Annotated in this window: 20 protein-coding genes; 10 read left to right on the forward strand and 10 right to left on the reverse strand. The window is 48.0% G+C overall.

All coding sequences use genetic code 11. The annotated features are described in order from the left end of the window. The first annotated feature begins 207 nt into the window (after nt 1-207). From HZA49_00595 to HZA49_00610, 4 genes are all read left to right on the forward strand, one after another. Complete coding sequence (locus HZA49_00595) at nt 208-1,113, forward strand: EamA family transporter (protein ID MBI5777939.1); 906 nt, start codon at nt 208-210, stop codon at nt 1,111-1,113. A gap of 792 nt (nt 1,114-1,905) precedes the next feature. After that, nucleotides 1,906-2,178, forward strand: coding sequence for a helix-turn-helix domain-containing protein (locus HZA49_00600; GenBank protein ID MBI5777940.1), 273 nt, complete (start codon nt 1,906-1,908; stop codon nt 2,176-2,178). Nucleotides 2,179-2,270: 92 nt separating this feature from the next. Beyond that, nucleotides 2,271-2,474, forward strand: a complete 204-nt coding sequence (locus HZA49_00605) for a hypothetical protein (protein ID MBI5777941.1) — start codon at nt 2,271-2,273, stop codon at nt 2,472-2,474. After that, nucleotides 2,422-2,871, forward strand: a complete 450-nt coding sequence (locus HZA49_00610) for a nucleotidyltransferase (protein MBI5777942.1) — start codon at nt 2,422-2,424, stop codon at nt 2,869-2,871. The genes HZA49_00605 and HZA49_00610 overlap by 53 nt, the downstream gene beginning before the upstream one ends. 215 nt (nt 2,872-3,086) lie before the next feature. Here the strand turns inward: HZA49_00610 and HZA49_00615 are convergent, their stop codons facing one another. The 10 genes from HZA49_00615 to HZA49_00660 form a co-directional block, all read right to left on the reverse strand. Continuing rightward, nucleotides 3,087-3,611 carry a PDZ domain-containing protein gene (locus tag HZA49_00615; protein ID MBI5777943.1) on the reverse strand — a complete coding sequence of 175 codons (525 nt, stop codon included), beginning with the start codon at nt 3,609-3,611 and terminating at the stop codon, nt 3,087-3,089. A 3-nt stretch (nt 3,612-3,614) separates the two neighbouring features. Continuing rightward, nucleotides 3,615-5,447: a HEAT repeat domain-containing protein gene (locus tag HZA49_00620; GenBank protein ID MBI5777944.1), complete on the reverse strand. Its 1,833-nt coding sequence runs from the start codon at nt 5,445-5,447 to the stop codon at nt 3,615-3,617. A 250-nt stretch (nt 5,448-5,697) separates the two neighbouring features. Next, a complete protein-coding gene (locus tag HZA49_00625; GenBank protein MBI5777945.1) occupies nt 5,698-6,957 on the reverse strand; it encodes a ChaN family lipoprotein in 1,260 nt (419 codons plus the stop codon). Nucleotides 6,958-7,005: 48 nt separating this feature from the next. Next, nucleotides 7,006-8,079: a hypothetical protein gene (locus HZA49_00630; protein MBI5777946.1), complete on the reverse strand. Its 1,074-nt coding sequence runs from the start codon at nt 8,077-8,079 to the stop codon at nt 7,006-7,008. After that, nucleotides 8,076-9,101, reverse strand: a complete 1,026-nt coding sequence (locus HZA49_00635) for a hypothetical protein (GenBank protein ID MBI5777947.1) — start codon at nt 9,099-9,101, stop codon at nt 8,076-8,078. Before HZA49_00635 ends, HZA49_00630 begins: the two co-directional genes overlap by 4 nt. 4 nt (nt 9,102-9,105) lie before the next feature. Then, the gene (locus tag HZA49_00640; protein MBI5777948.1) at nt 9,106-10,743 is read right to left on the reverse strand and encodes a tetratricopeptide repeat protein; all 1,638 of its coding nucleotides are present in this window, start codon (nt 10,741-10,743) and stop codon (nt 9,106-9,108) included. Next, nucleotides 10,733-12,352, reverse strand: a complete 1,620-nt coding sequence (locus tag HZA49_00645; GenBank protein ID MBI5777949.1) for a tetratricopeptide repeat protein — start codon at nt 12,350-12,352, stop codon at nt 10,733-10,735. Before HZA49_00645 ends, HZA49_00640 begins: the two co-directional genes overlap by 11 nt. Then, nucleotides 12,342-13,436 carry a hypothetical protein gene (locus HZA49_00650; GenBank protein ID MBI5777950.1) on the reverse strand — a complete coding sequence of 365 codons (1,095 nt, stop codon included), beginning with the start codon at nt 13,434-13,436 and terminating at the stop codon, nt 12,342-12,344. The genes HZA49_00645 and HZA49_00650 overlap by 11 nt, the downstream gene beginning before the upstream one ends. Before the next feature lie 117 nt (nt 13,437-13,553). After that, complete coding sequence (locus HZA49_00655; GenBank protein MBI5777951.1) at nt 13,554-14,624, reverse strand: glycosyltransferase; 1,071 nt, start codon at nt 14,622-14,624, stop codon at nt 13,554-13,556. Nucleotides 14,625-14,632: 8 nt separating this feature from the next. Next, nucleotides 14,633-14,911, reverse strand: a complete 279-nt coding sequence (locus HZA49_00660) for a hypothetical protein (GenBank protein ID MBI5777952.1) — start codon at nt 14,909-14,911, stop codon at nt 14,633-14,635. Nucleotides 14,912-15,006: 95 nt separating this feature from the next. Between HZA49_00660 and HZA49_00665 the strand changes: the two genes are divergently transcribed. The 6 genes from HZA49_00665 to ruvA all read left to right on the forward strand — a co-directional run bounded on the left by HZA49_00665 (nt 15,007) and on the right by ruvA (nt 18,778). Continuing rightward, nucleotides 15,007-15,117, forward strand: a complete 111-nt coding sequence (locus tag HZA49_00665) for an NAD-dependent epimerase/dehydratase family protein (GenBank protein ID MBI5777953.1) — start codon at nt 15,007-15,009, stop codon at nt 15,115-15,117. Between the two features lie 71 nt (nt 15,118-15,188). Beyond that, on the forward strand, nt 15,189-16,505 hold the full coding sequence (locus HZA49_00670; protein MBI5777954.1) for a pyridoxal phosphate-dependent aminotransferase: 1,317 nt from the start codon (nt 15,189-15,191) through the stop codon (nt 16,503-16,505). A 12-nt stretch (nt 16,506-16,517) separates the two neighbouring features. After that, nucleotides 16,518-16,736: a hypothetical protein gene (locus HZA49_00675; GenBank protein MBI5777955.1), complete on the forward strand. Its 219-nt coding sequence runs from the start codon at nt 16,518-16,520 to the stop codon at nt 16,734-16,736. Nucleotides 16,737-16,786: 50 nt separating this feature from the next. Continuing rightward, nucleotides 16,787-17,260: an ATP-binding protein gene (locus HZA49_00680; protein MBI5777956.1), complete on the forward strand. Its 474-nt coding sequence runs from the start codon at nt 16,787-16,789 to the stop codon at nt 17,258-17,260. Nucleotides 17,261-17,267: 7 nt separating this feature from the next. After that, on the forward strand, nt 17,268-18,182 hold the full coding sequence (locus HZA49_00685; protein MBI5777957.1) for a diguanylate cyclase: 915 nt from the start codon (nt 17,268-17,270) through the stop codon (nt 18,180-18,182). Beyond that, a complete protein-coding gene (ruvA, locus tag HZA49_00690) occupies nt 18,179-18,778 on the forward strand; it encodes a Holliday junction branch migration protein RuvA (GenBank protein MBI5777958.1) in 600 nt (199 codons plus the stop codon). Before HZA49_00685 ends, ruvA begins: the two co-directional genes overlap by 4 nt. Nucleotide 18,779 lies beyond the last annotated feature (1 nt).

Below are 18,779 nucleotides of genomic sequence, written 5' to 3' on the forward strand. Positions count from 1 at the left end.
CTCTGCTGAGTTCCGTGTCCCGCCCAGAGGCGAGGCCCGCCAGAGGCGGCAAGCACGGAATGACAGGAAGTAATTCGTATGACTAATTCCGAGTTGAAACCATTCCTGGCCCCGTTAGAAGCGAACACAGTAGTGACCGCGTCAGCGAACAAAAGTAATAATCCTAAACCGTTGTTATGTTTACCCCGTTAGAAAGTTCTATCAATTATGTTTATATTCATTAAAAGGTTTTATTATCCAGACACATATCTTTCTAACGGGGTTCACCAACCTTCAGGAACGCTTCTAACGGGGTTAGCCGCGCTGGCCGCCATACTGATGTGGAGCGTCATGGCATTGCTGACCGTCAAACTCCCGGCCGTGCCGCCATTCTTCCTGGCCGGCTCAACCCTCCTCTTGGGCGGGCTGATATCACTGCCCAAGATTCGCGCCTGGCACTGGAATACCAAATTTATACTGGTCGGTGCCGCAGCGGTCTTCCTCTACCAATTCCTGTTATTCATCGCCCTGCGCTCCTCGCCGGCCATTGAGTGCAACCTGATTAACTACCTCTGGCCGCTCCTGATAATCCTGCTGGCTCCGATATTCGACCGCCAGGTGCATTTAAGGCCGGTTCATATCCTGGGCGGGCTGCTGGGCTTTAGCGGGGCAGTCATCGCCATCTACAACCAAGCCAATGGCATTTCAACCGCCTTGTATTGGGGCTATCTGATGGCCCTGGGCGCCGCCCTGACCTGGTCTTCCTATTCGCTCTACATGAAACGGTTTGCCAACACCTCGGCCTGGACCATGGGACCGGTCTGCATCATCAGCGGCATATTCTCGCTCAGCGGCTCAATGATTTCCGGTGAGGTCATCAGATTGGGCCGGGTGGATATCCTGTATCTGGTTATTATCGGGCTTGGGCCGCTGGGATTATCATTCTATCTCTGGAACTATGCGATGAAAAGGGCTGACCCGCGCAAAATCGGGACGCTCTCCTACTTAGCTCCGATCCTCAGCACCATCTGGCTGTCATTAGGCACCGGACTGCCGCTGAGTTTTGGTCTGCTCATCGCCCTGGGATTGGTCGTGTCCGGCGCGATACTGGGCCGGCGGGAGCGGAGGAATTGAAACCACAAATAGACACGAATTGACACAAATGGATTCGTGTTTATTCGTGTGCATTAGTGGTTGCCTTGTAGGCCGGAATCTGCGATAGGGGGGAACCAGATTAGGACTTTAACAACGGGATTAAACTGATTTTCCGCTAAATCAGTTAAATCCTGCGGAGTCACAACGGAGTCCCGATTATTTCGGGGTTGTTAGAAATTCGTATGTGTCCCCAGATTACGCTTTTTCAATCTTGGCCCCAGAGTGCATACATTCCATTCCTTACATCGTTACTATCCAATCTTTATATCGTCAGCATCTAACATTTATATCGTTACCACCTAATTTTTACATCGTTACCATCAAACTTCTACATTGTCACCATCCAATTCTTACGGAGTGGCCATCAAACTTCTACATCTTCACCATCTAACATTTATATCGCTACCATTTAATTTTTACGTCGTTACCATCAAACCTCTACATGGTCACCATCCAATATTTACGGGGTGGCCATCAAATCATTAGCTGGTTACTGTCCAATATTTACAGGGTTGCTATCAAATATTTAAATGGTTACCATCTAATTCCTACGGAGGCGCTATTAACCCTAAGAAGCGACACTATCCTGGGTTATTCCAGTAGGGGGGATACCCTACCCCCCACCGGCTAAGGATTGACCATAGTGTAACCCTAATATTATCAATATGTTAAAATTAGGGTATCATGAAAATACCTGTTGAAACCTAAACTTTTCACATTTTGATTATGCCGAAATATTGATTTTTACACTGAAAAGTTTAGTATTCATCTATGGCACGAAAACCGTCTTTTATCAGTGTTAACCCCGAGGAGATTGAGCAGGTCCGGCGTTTCTTAAATGCTTCCTTATACTGCGACCGTAAAGCAAGGAAACTTAAGGGGCATCGCCGTCGCCATCGGGCACAGATAGTGTATTTTTCATTATTGGGCCGGACCGTTTCCTGGATTGCCCATGAATTCAAGGTCAGCCAACAAACCGTCTGGAAATGGCGCCAGATATATAAGCAGCAGGGAATTGAAGGATTAAAGGGCCGGCATAATTAGTTTATTTATTCTCCTGGGCCTTTTCTATCTCCTCCCACGGCACGCCGGGGTTATTTCTTGACAGGGCCGGAGCTAAATGGTATAATATGTCAATGAAAAAGATGTGGATAAGGGTAGCCCATTCTTTCCGCCAGGCTGAGAAGTTTGACCGCCAATATTACCAGTCCATGTCGCCGGAAGAGCGGCTTTCAACGGTCCAGTTCCTGCGCGAGAGCCTGGCTCAGTTCAGCCAGAAAGGCCAACATGCATATCGAAAAGGATTACGAAGAGTTATTAAAGTTGTTAAACCGGCATAAGGTCCGCTACTGCGTGGTCGGAGCTTTTGCCGTGGCTTTTTACAGCCGCCCGCGCTACACCAAGGATATGGATATCCTGGTCGAGCCGTCCAGCGCCAACGCCCGTAAGGTTATCCGGGCTCTGAAGGATTTCGGATTTAAGCGCCTGCCGATGGATGAAACAGAGTTGGCTAAGCCGGGCCAGATTGTCCAGCTGGGCTACGAACCGGTCCGGGTGGATATCATCACTTCCATCGAAGGGTGCGAATTCGGCCAGGTCTGGAAGAACCGGGCGACCGGCCGATACGGCAAGCAGAAGATTTATTTCATCGGACTGAAGGAATTGCTCAAGAACAAGAAGGCCCTGAACCGCCCGCAGGATAAAATGGATTTAGACAACCTGTCCAAAGACCGCTAACTGCCGAAAACCTTTCCGCGGCGCAAATCATAGAGTCCCCATCAGATTAACCACTGCACTAAGCGCAGCGTGACCACCGCAGTGACCGTGAAGTGAATACGAAGGCACAACCCCCGGCCCCCTTTTCTAAGGGGAAGTGGCCAATAAATTCCCCCTTACGAAAGGGGGATAAAGGGGGTTGTTTCCTCTTTGTGTCTTTGTGGTGAAGATTCGTCTTAATTATTAATGATAAGAGTAGTTTCTAACTTATTCCACGGATTCCGGCTGGAATCTTTCTTAGGCCTATGATATTTGATTATTATTTTGTCACCCTTTTTTGCGGCTCTAATTAATCCGGCTAATTGTTGTGCGGATTTTATTGGTTCTTTATTCCAATCATTAACAACATCTCCTTTTTGCAGTCCAGCCCGTTCAGCCGGGCTACCCTCTTTCACTCGGCTGATAAAAAAACCATGAGCATTTTTACCGCTCACTATAGAACGCAAAGCGTATGATTTAACGAGAGATAGTTGGATACCGATTGCATTTTCTATTTCTTCGCAGCATTCTTTTTCTTGTTGATAAGAGGAAATGCCATCGGATAAGATTTGACGGATTATTTTTTCCTCGATAGACGAATTAGACTCTGAATCTTGGAAGAATTCTGGATGCCAGTTTAGGTTACTATACCAGTGCATAATCCCGGCGGCGGTAAGCAGGGCGGCCAGGATGCCGATTACGATTAATAGGGCGCGGGTCATATTCTATTTACCTTCTTTATTTTTGAAGTTGGTGACTTCTACCAGCCAAAAGGTGTCAGTCAAAAATATTCCCTCTTGGTTGACAGTGGTTTTGGTATTGTCGGGCTGCAGGACGAGTATTGTATTGTTCATCAGTCGTGTCTTGACCTGCATACTGGTCTTTCGGGCGGAGTCCCAGGTATCTGAGATTTTAACAGACAGGAATATGGTCGATTTTTCAGCCGGCTGGACCAGGAATGACGCCCGGCGTCTTTTTTCCGTGCCATCCTTTTCGACCTCGCCGAGAGAACATGTTCCCGGTTGGCCGTCAACCAGGAGTAAGCTGGGCAGCAGGGCCACCCGGGCTTTGTATTTGCTTTCGAGGGTAGCCAGCGCCTCATCCAGTTTTTTATTGTCGCATTCGGCCTGTATCTTTATCGGGGTTTCCGGGGCGCCCAGGATTATCGCGGCCGTTTTTATCTGGTATTGGATGGGCGGTTTGTCCTCGGCATATATTATTTTCTGCACTTCTTCCAAAACCTGAGGAGTATCGCAGATGATTATTCTGTTTTTGTACCGGTCAGACTCAAGCGTGATGGTTCCTTCCTTTGATTTTATGGCATTGAGCCGGTCAATAAAATCCCGGACCATTTTCGGCCTGAGGGATTGGAAATCAGGGTTATCCTGCTTGTCGTCTACGTCAGCCAGCAGAATGTAATTAAGCTGAAAGACCTTTGTTTGCAGGTTCTCTTCAATTTCCGCTTCTATCACGCCGAAGTCGCGCAGGACTTCTTCAGCCGCTTTACGCACCTTGTCTTTAGGGTCCGATAACAGTCTTTTTATGTCCGGAATCGCCTCTTCGGACTTATTAAGCGCCCAAATAGCTGAGAAGCGCACCTCTTCGTCAGGGTCGGCTAACAATTTGATTATGGCCGGCGCGTTTTCACGGGTAGCATATAATTCATCCAGCGTGTCAACTGCCGTGCAACGCACCTGGGCGTCTGAATCTGATAACAATCCGGTTATTGCGGGTATGGCTTCCCTGGCTCTTAACAACTTAAGCGCGTAAACCGAAGAATTGCGCACCTCGGCATCCGGGTCTGAAAGCAGCCGGATGAGCGGCGGGATTGCCTTTTCAGCCTGCCAGAAGCCGAGGATATCAGCCGCGGCGCCGCGCGTTTCGCTGGCCGGATGGGACAGGAACCCGATGACCTGTTTTATGGCTTCCCGGCTTTTCAATTCCCTAAGCGCCTTAACGGTAACATAAACTTCATCGGGACTGCCATTGTATAGCTTGTCCGCCAGTTCGATTACCTGTTCCGACGTTACCTTTTCTGTTGCGGGCTCCGGGATTCCTTCGGCCGGCCGGCCGGTGGTCATGAAGAGCGTTTCCTGGAATTCGCAACATTCAATCATGAAGTTATTGTCTTCATAATCCGTCATCCGGAATTTCTTTTCTTTTATTATTTCATCCAGCCATTCTCCTTCGTAACCCGGCATGCCATATTCAAATGAAACCTGGCATTTGTGAATCTGGTCGACCTTGGCGCCGTCCGGGAATTGTTTCAGGCCGGCGATGAATTGCCTGAAGTCGCCGGTGACGGTGATGGTCCAGGACGGGCGGTTGTAGAGATAGAATTCGGGCTCGGTTTGTCCGAGATAATTTAACAGGAATCCGTAGTCATTAGGCAAATAGACGGTCTTCTGTTGTTCCAGGCCCGGAAAGCCCCGGCCTTCAGTCCGGCTCAGAATCATAATTGGCAGTTTGATGCTCTGGATTTGGTTGTGTTGCATAATCCCGGCGGCGGAAACGAGGGCACAGAATATTCCGATGAGAACCAAAATGGTTCTATTCATAAGGTAACCCCTCCGTCCCTGTGGGACTACGGGATAAGAGGCTATACGTCACTGCGTTCCTATAGCCCCTAAGCCCGATTACGATTAATATAGTGCGATTCATAAAATACAATATAACCACAGATTTCACCGATTACACTGATTAGCGTATTAAAATCTGCGTAATCTGTGGTCTATTTCCCCTCCCTGGCCTTAGGAATTTCGCTGTCGCTGGCGCTATCGCGGTCTCTGCGGAGTTTTCCGTGCGCTCCTATCGGTGCTCCGTTTCTCTGCGGAGTTCCAAGACCAGGGTGAGCTTTTTGGTGTCCTTGCCCCGTTGGACCGTGATTTCCACCTTGTCGCCGGCCTTCTTATTACCCAATGCGCATTTCAGGTCAACCATATCAGCTATCAGCTGATTGTCCACCATGATAATCACGTCGTCCTTCTGCAGTCCGGCCTTGGCCGCCGGGCCGCCGGCTACCGCTTCCACCACGGTCAGGCCTTTGGTGTCCGCCTTGGGCTCCGCTAATTGCACGCCCATCAGCGGCCGCACTTCGTCTATCTTCAGGATTTTGGTAAAACACAGGTAATCAGCCGGATTGTTGCCATAGCCCTCCAGCACATCCATTACGCCGCCTGGGCTGGTCTCAACACACAGGATGGAGGAGTAATTCAGCCCGGTGCGCCATTTGGCCCGGGCCGGTATGCCGAATCGGTAGATGATATGACCGCCACCCACCACGACCACTTCATGCCCGTTGGCCGCGTCTGGACCCAGCGCGCGGAAGAAACCGGCTACGGAATCGGCCATGGTGTCCTCCCAGATGCACTGGGATTCGTAGAAGTTCTCAAAGTTCATGCCCATGCCGCTGTGCGCCTTGAATCGTTCGGTGATGTAATCGCGGTGATTCTTGTCCGCGGTATCAATCTTTTCCGGCAGGAGTTTACGCTCCTCGGCGGTGAGCGACTTCAGACCGTTGCGTGCCACCTTACGGCTTATTTCAGCCGGCGCGTTCATGGCCACCACCTTGAAACCATTAGTCCGGGCCAGGTTGACCATGGGCTGATACATGGACCAGTCAAAGCTCCAGCGGGTGTAATACTCGGTCTTGCGGAGCAGTTCCGGCTCGCTTATCTTTCCGGCCGTGTAGTCATCCAGGAATGACTGGTAGGGGCGCTGGAACATCTCCATGGCGAGGGCGATTTTGCGGGTCTGGCCGTTTTTGTCAACGACCGCGCGCAACACCTTTTCCTGCATCTGGTGGTGCAGGACGTTGTCGTGCGTCTCGCCTACATAAATAATGTTGCTCTTGATGGCCTCGGCGATCATCTCGTCAAAGGAGACGAACTTCTTTTTCGCCACGCTGTAGATATTGCCAATCAGTTTCTCAGTCGGCATTTCTTTGAGGTCCCTTAACTCTATGGGTGACGATGGCGGCGGGGGTATGACCGGCGGCGCGGCCCAAATATTCTGAATTACCAGTGCGCTAACGGCGGCTAATCCAAATAACCACATCTTCTTTTTCATTCATTCATCTCCTTTATAGCAGTGAACATGATATTTATTTAATATTTGCTACTTTGCCTCAGGTCTTTCCAGTGGGCCAAGCACGATGCTCTCAAACTGAATCCGACCGCCTTTAACCGAAAACCCGATGGCCGGAGCTTCTTTAATGCCATTCATCCAGGTAAGTCCTTCGCTCACCGACTTTCCGTTGATGTTAAAAGTGCAGAACTTCTCATCCCGGCTCATTTTTATCTGGTTCGCGCCCGGACGCAACATTGCCTTAGGGATGGTGTAGACGCCGGCAAACTGGTATTTGCCGAGGTCGGTCATGCCCTTGGTAAAACTAAGTTCCAGGTTGATGGTCTTGGAGTTTTTGGCATCTATAAAGAATTTAAGGGTAAGCGAAAACTCCTCGGGCGGCGTGCCTTTCCATTTTATGGAAGCGGCTTTGGATGTTTCGGGCTGGGCCACGAGCTGCCCTTGGGTTATTTTCCAGCAGTCCGGCGGGCCGACCTCCCAGTTGCTGAGGTCTTTGCCGTTAAAGAGGTACTGCGGGCGGACCAGGGCGTTTTTCTTGCGCTCTTTTTCCTTCCGGCTATCGACCACGGACTGGTCTATCTTTGCGGAGAGCTCCCGGGCCGGTTTGTTCGCCGGGTCAATCTTGAAAATGCTTTCGGTAATCGTATAGGTGAATCGCTGGTATTTCTTATTGAGGCATTCGCCGCCTAATGCCAATAATCCCGAAATATGGTTGTTTTTTATCCTGGCAAACCGGGTTCCATTCAGGTCAACTCTTTCCAGCGAGCGGGAAACAGAGCCGAGTAATTCATCCTCATCCCTGGTCCGGGCCGGGTTTTCCGAGAGCGATTTCATAGCCAGCCGGTAATTGCGCACGGCTCGCTTATCGTTTTTAAGTTTCTCATAACAATCGCCCAGGCGAAAGCGGGCGGCCGGAAAGTCCTTGCGGTAGGAAAGCGCCTTAGTGAACTTCTCCGCGGCCTCGTCGTTCTTACCCTGTTTAGACAGCGATAACCATGATTGGTAATAGACCTCGGATAATTCATTGTTGTCGGCCGGAATAACGGTGTTACAGATTGCGAATAAAAGTGCCAGGACAGCCGGTAATATTTTGCGGTCCATCATTCAGGCGTTTCAATAGTCAGGTTGCGGAATCTGGCGATATAACCCTGGGCATAGATGCCGATGACCGGGGTGTTATAAGGGTCCATCTTGCCGGAGCGGGTGATTTTGCCGCCTTCTTCAACCTTAAATTGCGCGTCCTTGACGATAAATCTCACTTTTGCCCAGGTGCCGAGCCGGTTAAAGGTGCATTGAGCCCTTTGATTGGTTACGACGCTGACCGCCCCGGAAGTCCTGCTCTCACCGTAGGCAAAACTGATTTCGTAATTATTGGCGGTAATCCTTTTTTCCAGGAACATTTCCACGGAGAATGCATAATTTTTAGGCGGCGGCTTTGTCCACTGGATCAGACTCGGCTCGCCGGATGACTTGGCATTAAAAACCAGGCAGGATTTGTCAACGGTCCAGAGCTTCAACCAGACACTGGGTATAACCAGGCCTTTTAAGTCGCTGCCGTTAAATAAGGTATAAGCCTTTCCGGACGTCGTTCTTTTCTGGGCGCCGCTGTTAACCTTCTCCAGTCCATCTAAGGCGGCCTTATTATTCGGGTCAACCTTAAGTATTTGCTTGTAAATCATTGAGCCCAAAAACAGATACTTCCGGGCGATGCAATCATTGGCAATGCCTGAAAGCCCGGAGATGTATTTATCCTTGATTTTTCCCGCCTCGTTGCCGGCCTCGTCAATTTTGGCCAGATTGCGGCGGGCGGCCTGCAGAATTTCCTTTTCCGCGTTAGTAGGTTCGAGATTATCCTCCAGGCCTCTAATGCCCAGCCGGTAGTTCTTTATGGCTGACCTGGTATCGCCGGTTTTCTCGCAGCATTCGCCCAGTTTGCAGAGCGCCGGAGCAAAGTCTCGCCAGTAGGAAAGGGCTTTGTTGAATTTTTCAGCCGCCTCATCGTATTTACTTTGCTTGAGAAGCGCCAGGCCTGACTGGTAATAGACATTGGCTAAATCGCTGTTATCATCAGCGAAGGCGCCGGCGGCGTGCGCAAAAAGCGCCAGCAGAATACCGAACACTAACATTTTATTATTCGTCATCTTTAGTGTCTTTTTTCAATTCCTCAATTTTGATGCTGGAAATAGACAGTATAATATTCTGGGCGAAAAAACCGATTGCCGGAGGCTTTATGGTCCCGCTGAACTCGTTAAACGGTTCATCGTTTATCAATAATTTATAGGAATTGCCGTTTTTAATAACCTCTATTTTCGATGACGCCGGTATGACCTGCCCTGAGTAGAAGGTGATCCCGTCGCAGGAGCCGCCTGCCTTGCCGTAAAGAAATCCGATCGCGCTGAACTTGTCCTTTAGAGGCGCGCCGCCTATGGTAAACGCCACGGTGAGTTTGTAATTTTTGGTCGGCGGGTCGTTCCAGAGCAAGCTCGCCTTGGTCTCCGGCTTCTTGGTATTGAGGACGATTTTACCGGCCTTGACAATCCAGCATTCGGTTTCAGAAGGGTCGTTGCTGGTCGACACCCAGTTAACCAGGCTTTTGCCGTTAAATATTTCTTTTATTGAACTTTTTTTCGCGGAGGGCGGGGTAGCGGGTTTTTTACCCTGAACGCCTTCTGATGGGTCCGGGGTTTTTGATTGGGCCGGCTTTTTTACTTCCTGAACAGTGATATTCTTGATGGAAATCACCGCTCCGCTGACGGTTATGCCCACCAGTGGCGTCTGAATTTGAAGCAGTTCTAATCGATAGTTTTCCTCATTAAGCGGAGCGGTTTTCCCGTTTACTATCAGCTTTAGCCCTTCGGCGTATCTGATAAGCTTTATTTCGTTTTCACCGCTGACTAACCACGAAGACCTGATTGGGGTTGACGAATACTTTTCATTGCTAGTCCTGCCGTTAATGATAGTAACCAAAGCCCTCGGCTTGTCAACATAGTATTTCTGGATACTAAATTTTATAGTCAGGAGGTATTCATTGGGAATTCTATCCGTGCCCAGCAAGGCAATTCTCATGGTAGGGTCTTTGGGGTCGCCGATAATCCTGCCGCCTGCTACTCTCCATAATACATCCTCTATATAGTCACTCGTGCCTTGCCCCCAATTTTTTATATCCTTACCGTTGAAAAGCTCCTTAGGCGGCCCGGCATCAATCTGCTCCGGCAACAGCGAAGCTATAATCTTCTTGTCTATTTTTGCCGTTAATTCCTTGGCGGACTTGTTGGCTTCGTCCACTTCCAACACATTCTGAGCCAGACGGAAGGTAAGCCGCTGCTGTTTCTTGTTAAAGCAATCACTGGCCAACGCCAATAGGCCAGTAATATAATCATTTTTTATCTTTTTGAAGTCAGCGCCATTGGTATCAAGCTTATCTATACAGCGATTTACCTGAGCCAACAACTCGTTTTCCTCCCGGGAAAGCGTTTTCTGCTGTTTGAGACATCTCAAGCATAAGCGGTAGTTATTGAGAGCGCTTCTGCTGTCCGCAAGTTTTTCGTGGCATTCGCCCAGTTTAAATAATGCCTGGGAAAAATCCCGCTTATATGACAGCGCTTTGTTAAACTTCTCGACCGCTTCATCGTGCTTATTCTGCTTAAAAAGCGCCAGCCCGGATTGATAATAGACATCGGCTAATTCATTGTTGTCTTCAACAAAGATAACGGCGGCGTAAGTGAGAATAACCAGCAGGATACCGAATAATAATATCTTATTTTTCATCGAGTTCCTCCAGCTTAATGCTCGAGATGGACATTCTGATATTCTGGGCCAAGATGCCGATGACCGGCGGTTTTTTTTCCTGCTCAAATTCCCGGAAAGTGCTGCCGTCGCGGATAATTTTGTAGAGATTGTCCGTTCGGATAATCTCCAGTTTATGTGATTTGGGCATTTCGCCCAGATAAATACTGCTCACATCAAAGGCCAGGTCGTCCTGACCCGACTTGTTAAGCGAACCGTAAATAATCCCCATTCGACTGTCTTTATCTTTTGCAACAGGCCCCTCTATGGAAACATCAATAGTCAGTTTATAATTCGCTGGTGGCTTGCCGTTCCAAAACAAAACGGTTCGCACCTTAGGGTATTTGGTATTAACGTTTATTTTACCCTGCCTGATGGTCCAGCAGTCGCGCACGGAAGAATCGCTATTACCTATCGTCCAGTTGGAAAAATCCTTCCCGTTAAATAATTCCTTCGCCGGCTCTTTTTTGTCCGGGGAAGACAATTTTTTGCTCTGGATGCCTTCTGGCGTATCCGGAGTTGGTTTCTTGAATTCCTGGACGGTAACTTTGCTGATAGAAATCTTAGCCCCTCTAACAATCATACCGATTTTTAATGCATCTATTGAACTGAATTCTATTTTCATTTCTTCCTTATTGGCTATTATAGACTTGCCATTTAACAGTAATTCGTATTTATCTTTATATTTGATAAATTTCACCTCATTTTCCCCGGTAAGCGCCTGAGTTAAATTATAGGATCCACCCACATACGTGTTTCTGATAGTATGGCCATAAATGGCGGCAATGAATGACTGGGATGGTTCAAGATAGTATTTTAGCACCTTAAATTTTATGGTAAGAGTATATTCATCAGGCGGCTCCGCATCAACCACCAACCAAATACCATTATTTGAATCGACAGGGTCAACTATAATCCTGCTATTTTCTACCTCACAAAAACTTGAGTCTACTCTTTTCTCAGATCCTTTTTTCCAATTTTTCAGGTCTTTACCATTAAATAATTCTCGTGGAGGTCCAACGTTTAGCCGGCCCGCTGACAGAGAAGTAATTATCTTTTTATCTATTTTGGCCAGTAATGCCTGGGCGGTTTTATTGGACTCGTCAATTTCCAGCACACTCTGCACCAGGCGTAAACTAAAACGCTGACATCTCTTATTGAAGCAATCGTTGGCGACCGTTAATAATCCTGAAATGTAATCGTTTTTCATTTTCCCGAATTCATTACTATTGATATCTAACTTATCGATGCAACGGCATACCTGGACGAGTAATTCGTTTTCCTCTTTGGAAAGGGTTTTTTGTTGTTTGAGATACTTCAGGGAGAGCCGGTAGTTATCAACCGCTTTCTTGGTTTCGCTTACCTTCTCGCAGCATTCGCCCAGCTTGAATAATGCCTGGGGAAAATCCTGCTTATATGACAGCGCTTTGTTGAACTTCTCGATCGCTTCATCGTGCTTATTCTGCTTAAAAAGCGCCAGCCCGGATTGATAATAAACGTCGGCTAATTCATTGTTGTCTTCCGCAAAGACAACGGCGGCGTAAGTGAGAATAGCCAGCAGGCTACCGAATAATAGTATCTTATTTTTCATTATCTTGTTCTTTTTCCAGCTTTTCTCTGGCCTTCTCCAGGTTTTCCTGCGCCTCCTTGTTATCCTTTTCTATCTTGAGAACAAGCGAGAAAATATCTTCAGCCAAAATATAATCCTCCTCATCAAGGCATTTTTTGCCCAAATCCATCAGCTTGGCAACCGTTTCCCTGGCAAGATTGTTAATCTTGTCTTCGATGGGTTTAAATTTCTCGGTTTTCTTGACAACCTCTTCGCGGAGTTTTGCCAGCTCATCAGATAGTGATACGCTACGGTCAGTTATTTCCAGGAATTTCCTGTAGTTTTCGTAACCAAGTTCCTCTTCCTTAAGCGCGGTATAGGCATCGCCTAATTTGGCGTATGCCTCGGCATAGTCCTCGTAATAAGAAATTGACTTAAGAAACAAATCCCTGGCGTTTTCATATTTCTTGTCCTTTAACGCCTCCACACCCAGGTTATAAACCTCCTTGGCGGCTTCAATCTTCTCCGGGTCGGCGCTCCTGGGCTCAGATTCGGACTTATCGACCTCGGAACTATCAGGTTGCGACGGTTCAGGCGTTCGGGAGACGGATTTCTTATCCTCTTTAGGCGGCGGAAGCTCTTTATCCATAACCTTGAGCGACCGCGCCTGTTTCATGGTGCTGTTGATGTCCTTGAGCTGGTTGCCAATGGCCTTGCCGTCCTCGCCCGCAAAGACATCCACCACATCCATGCAGATATTCTGCGCTTTATTAAGCATTTCGAGCGACTTGTCAAGCGAGGCATTACGTTCCTTGGGGTCGTCAATCTTATTGGCGCCGTCGATGAGACTCTTGGCTTCGACCAGGGTGTCGGTCGTTTCCTTGAGAATCGCCGCGGCATCCTTGTAGATGGCTTTGATCCGGTCTTTCTTGACGGTCATCTCGCCGTCCGGCGTGGCAATTCTCAGCGTGTCACCTTCGTCGGTTATCTTACCGATATACTTGTTGCCGTCCTTGAGAATCACCACCTCGGATAAGGCGTAATTAATGATAACAAAAAGAAAAATAATTCCGAGAAGCGGGACAATAAGTCTGGCTTTCGCTAGCGCGGTCACGGTGGTGTTCATATATGCCTCCTTATGCAAGTTTTGTTTTGGAAGAACTCTATGATGCAAATCTTGATTCTTATAAGATTATTCTTAAGCAAAAGGTTTGAGGAAAGTCAAGTAATTTCCGCCACTGATTTACAGATTAATCAAATGCTTGCATATCCTGGCTGTGGCGTCGGGCCGGCCTATTTTACGCGACCTGGTTTTCATCTCTCTGAGCCGGGCCGAGTTTTCAGAAAGGAATCTGACCTTGGCCACGGCATCAGCCCGGTTGCGGGCATATAAGGCCGCGCCCTGATTGACCAAATAGTCCAGATTGAAGATTTCCTGGCCCGGAATAGGGCGGTAGATAATAATGGGCAGGCCCAGAGCCATGGCTTCTGAAACCGTGATGCCTCCGGCCTTGCCGATCAAAAGGTCGCTGGAAACCATCAGTTTATGGACCTGGTCGGTGAAACCATAGATGGTTAGATTCCGGGCGCGGTTTTTCTTCTTGAGTTCCGAGACCTTGCGGAAGAGGCGTTTATTATTGCCGCACACCATGATTAAGCGTATCGGAAGTTTGGCGAGTTGTTGGCAGAGTTTCCTGATTTTGCCGATGCCGTATTCGCCGCTCATCAGCAGGACAGTAAAGGGATGTCTTTTGGCCGGCGCGCCGATGCCTGAGAATGCCTGGCGTATGGGAATGCCGGTGACCTTGATTCTGCCTGGTTTGATGCCTTTGGAGGCCAGGAATTTCTTAAGATTATCGGTCGGCACGAAATACAGATCTGTTTTCGGGCTAATCCACTGGCTGTGGGCGCCGAAGTCGGTGATGATGGTGGCGGTTCGGAAGCCCAATTCCCGGCTCAGCATAGAGGAAACAATGCCGGCAGTGGGATAAACCGACACAACTATATCAGGCCTGGATTCTTTAAGGAACCTTCTGACCTTATCAAGCGGGGGAGTGAGAATTTTCTTACCCAGCGGTTTGGTAAAGAGTTTGTCGGTGACATTAAAGAACAATCCGTAGGCCGCAGGCAGACGCTTGGTGCTCTGTTTATAGAGCATGCGCATAATCTTATCGCCGGCCACAAAGCGTTCCATAAAGTCCACCACCTCTACGGTTGTCTTGGGATAATGCGAGTGGAAGTATTCTGACAGCGCTTTGGCCACACTGTTATGTCCACCGCCATAGGAGGCGGTAAATATGAGGATTTTGGGCATACTATAAGTTAACCAGTTATCAGTTTAAGAACTCCATTGCCGGTAAGATTAACCTTAAAGACCTTAAGTTTACCGGCTACGTTGAGGATAATCCGGCTCTGGCCGGATTTCTTATTCTGCAGATTGGCGTTATATTTGATACGCGCATAAATAGCGTTAAATACGTGGTGGGACACCGGGGTGCCGTTTATCTTTGAACCGGACAGGATAATCTTGTTATGTTTAAGATAAAGATTCGCCACGGCCATTAACACGGCCTTGTCTATAAATTTATAGAGTCGGCTCATAAGTTATGCCTCCGTCTTTAGCATATGATGCCAGAATGCCTATATTTGTCAAGGTAATTTGTTGACTATAGTGCGATAATTATATTATACTAAAGATGACTATTAAAGATGCCGTCTTAATCACCGGTGGTGCGGGATTTATCGGCTCGCGCCTCTGTGAATACTTTTATAAAGAAAGATATGTACGAGTAGTAAGAGCAGGATAAGGTTAAGAAACTAAAGAAGACGCTTGAATATTTTAAAGTCTTGGCGGGAAACAATTAGAGAGAGTTGAATTATGGAATTTAATCCGATGATAGAGGCGTCCAAATTCTGGACCCTGCGCGGTAATCCGGCAATATTATCGGGCCGTAAGTTAAAACGGGAAAACGCGGAATTTAGCCACAACGGGATTAAACACGGAGTGGTATTCCTGAATATCGGCGATACCCACCTGGAAAAGGAGATTATTGTGCCGGCCCTGGTGCAAGAGGCAATTCATCGGGCGATAGAATCACAGCGGATGTGCTATACTTTTTCAGAAGGGGACCCGAATTTAATAAAGAGAATCGCGGCTTATTACGGCGTACCGGAAACCGAGGTTTTTGTCGTCAACGGAGTGACGGAAGCGATATTATTTATTGGGCGGATGTTGTCCCAGACGGTGAACTCGCCGGCTGGATGTCAGCGTATGGCCCGACGGGCTGATTGGCCCAATGTTATTTTAGTCCGGCCTGTTTATCCGCCCTGGAGCGGTATTATGTTGGAACAAGGATTGAAGGTCGAACTAACCGAGCGCTACACCTACGGTAAAATGAAAGGCCAACCGGATATAGATGGGATTAGCAGGAAAATAAACAAGGAAACCAGGGCCATTGCTTTAATCCCGGCTGATAATCCCACCGGTGTGGTGCTTACCCAGCAAACCGTGGAAGGCATTGCGAAACTAATCGCCCGCCGGCAGGATAAAAAACACGACATCTTTTTGATTGTGGATAATATATACAGTGAATTCATCAGTCCGGCTCATCGGATAGATTATGTTAAGGTTGCCGAGAAGTATAAGATACCGCTGCTTTTATTAGGCGGTATTGATAAAACGCTGGGGACCGGATTCCACGGCGGCTGGATGGTTGCGCATGTCCCAAAAGAGAATGAAAAACTACATCGCGAAACCCTGGAGGTCATAAGAATTTTATTTGCCAAGTACCTGGGGGCGAATACATTAACCCAACATGCAATGCTGCCTTATTTTAATGACTATGATAGGGTTTTGGTTGACATTAAAAGAAATATTGCTAAATTCCAACTCTGGTGCAATAAATTTATCAGGGGGTTAAAAGGAGCGGAAAGGAAGTTTCTCCGGTTTAAATACGGACATCCTGAGCTACCCTTGTATATATGGCTGGAGATAATCCCCAAGGGTGTCTGGGCAAATGCCACGGAGTTTGCCGACGACCTGGTGAAGACCACCGGAATTTTAGTGGCGCCGGGCGACCCATTTGGCGACAATAATTGTTTTCGCGTTTCCATGGTTAGGGATCCGATTAAGCCGCTGAATATACCGAGAGTCATCACTGAGTTTATGAATAAAAGAATAGGAGAAGAAAAGTAGCTCCTTATGATTATGGTGCAGAAAAAAGAATTGTTTGGTGAAGTCGCGGTGCGGCTGGGGCTGGCCACAAAACTGCAGGTTAAATCCGCCCTGAAGAAACAGAAGGAGCTAAAGGAAAAACGGCTCCGGCACCGCCTGATCGGCCTGATTATGCTGGATATGGATATCCTTGACACTACCGGGCTGATTATGATTCTTAAGGAAATAAACGGCAGCGGCATCCTTAATTAGACGCTGGCGTAAAGAGGGCATCAAGACGAAGATTAGTAAAAGGATTTCATATGAGAAAAAATAAGCCCACTAAAGGGCGAAACCTGAAACAACAGACACTGACGTTTCCCTGCCACCCGAAATATCTGGTTGCGATACGCAAGATTGTCAGCAAGATGTGGCGACAGAACGGATTGCCCCTGAGTGATATGAGGCTGGTAACCCTGGCAGTTGACGAGGCCATAAGCGCCATTACCCAGCATGCCGCGGCGATTAAGCAATCCGGCAATATCAATATCAACCTCGACTTGAATGACGTGCGGTTTAAGGTGGTCATCCAGGACAATATTCATTACTTTGAGGTTGACCATTTGTCTGAAACGGAACGGCGAGCCGTGCTGTTAAAAGAAAAACACTACCAAATCGCCCTCTATCTGATAACCACGCTGATGGACGAGGTTAATTATGTTTACAAAAAAGGTTTTGAGAATGAATTGCACCTCATCAAGTTTATAAAACCGCCGATTGGGAAGCCCGGTAAATAACAAATATATGCCAGAGGCCAATATCAATACTTCCTTTACGCCTAACGCTTGGAGCACGACCACAAAACCAGCCGAGCGCTTGCGCTATTTGGAAAACATCCTTAATTTCTCGCCTGACGTGATTGTCTGCGGCGACAGCCGGGGCCGAATTGTAGAGTTCAACAAGGGAGCAGAGAAATTGCTGGGATATGCGCGCACTGAAGTTACCGGCAAACCGGTGGCCGATTTATATTACAACCCGCGCGACCGTTACAAGCTGATTAACCTGCTTCAGCGCAAGGGACAGGTTACTGATTATGAAACCAGACTCAAGAATAAATCGGGCCGGGTAATTTATATCTCCACCAGCGTGGCATATATTTATGACGAACGAGGCAAGGTAGCCGGAACGATCGGGATTGCTAAAGATATCAGACGGCGTAAGGAAATGGAAAAGAAACTCGAGAAGCTGGCGATTACGGACGGATTAACCAATCTTTACGACCGGGGATATTTTAACACCTCCCTGCCGAAGATGATTGAAAAATCACAGAAAATCCATGAATTGCTGTGCTGCATCATGATGGATTTGGACGGATTCAAAGAGTTCAACGATAAAGAAGGGCATCTAGGCGGTGATTATGTCCTAAAGAAAGTGGGGGAAATCATTCTGGCCGTGCTGCCTAACAAAACAAGCATGGCTTACCGTTACGGAGGGGATGAATTTATCGTCCTGATATTGGGCAAAAAACAGGCGGCGATGACCGCGATTGCGGAGAAAATCAGAAAAGAAATAGAGGGCGAATTCAAGAAGGAAATAACCGCCAGTGTCGGCGTTGCCTATTTTCGCCAGCCTCAGCCGGCGACACAACTGATCAAAACGGCTGATAACGCGATGTATCGCGCGAAATCATATGGCGGTAACAGGGTTTGTGTGGCATGATAGAATATATTTCCGGCGAGCTTAAGGAAAAGAACCCGGCTGCGGCCGTCATCGACATCAACGGCATCGCCTATAAATTATTTATCCCATATTCCACGTATGAAAAGCTGCCGGCGAAAGGGGCAGTAACTCTTTTTACCAGCCTCATCGTGCAGGGCGGCATGCAGTCAACCGGCGAACTTAAATTGTACGGATTCGTTTCCCGCGAGGAGCGGCAGGTCTTCCAGTTATTGTGCTCGGTCACCCGGGTCGGCCCCTTGCTGGCCTTAAGAATACTTTCCGGCTCCTCGGTGGGCGAGATAAAAAACGCAATTGTTTCCGAAAACGCCGATTTCTTATCCAAGATAAAAGGGGTGGGACTTAAAACCGCCCAACGGATTATCATCGAATTGAAAGACTCCTTCAAGGATTGGAATGTCACCGGGGTCACCAAGGCCGATGATAATGGCTCCGTCGCCACCGAAGCGGTATTGGCTTTAGTGGCATTAGGATACCAGCGGAATCTCGCGGAGAAGTCTGTCAGGGAGGCGCTGCAGAAGCCAATGGCCGAAATATCAACGGAAATATTGGTAAAGCAGGTGCTCAAGGGGGGTTAAT

Source organism: Planctomycetota bacterium, from assembly GCA_016235865.1.
In the GTDB taxonomy this organism is placed as follows: domain Bacteria; phylum Planctomycetota; class MHYJ01; order JACQXL01; family JACQXL01; genus JACRIK01.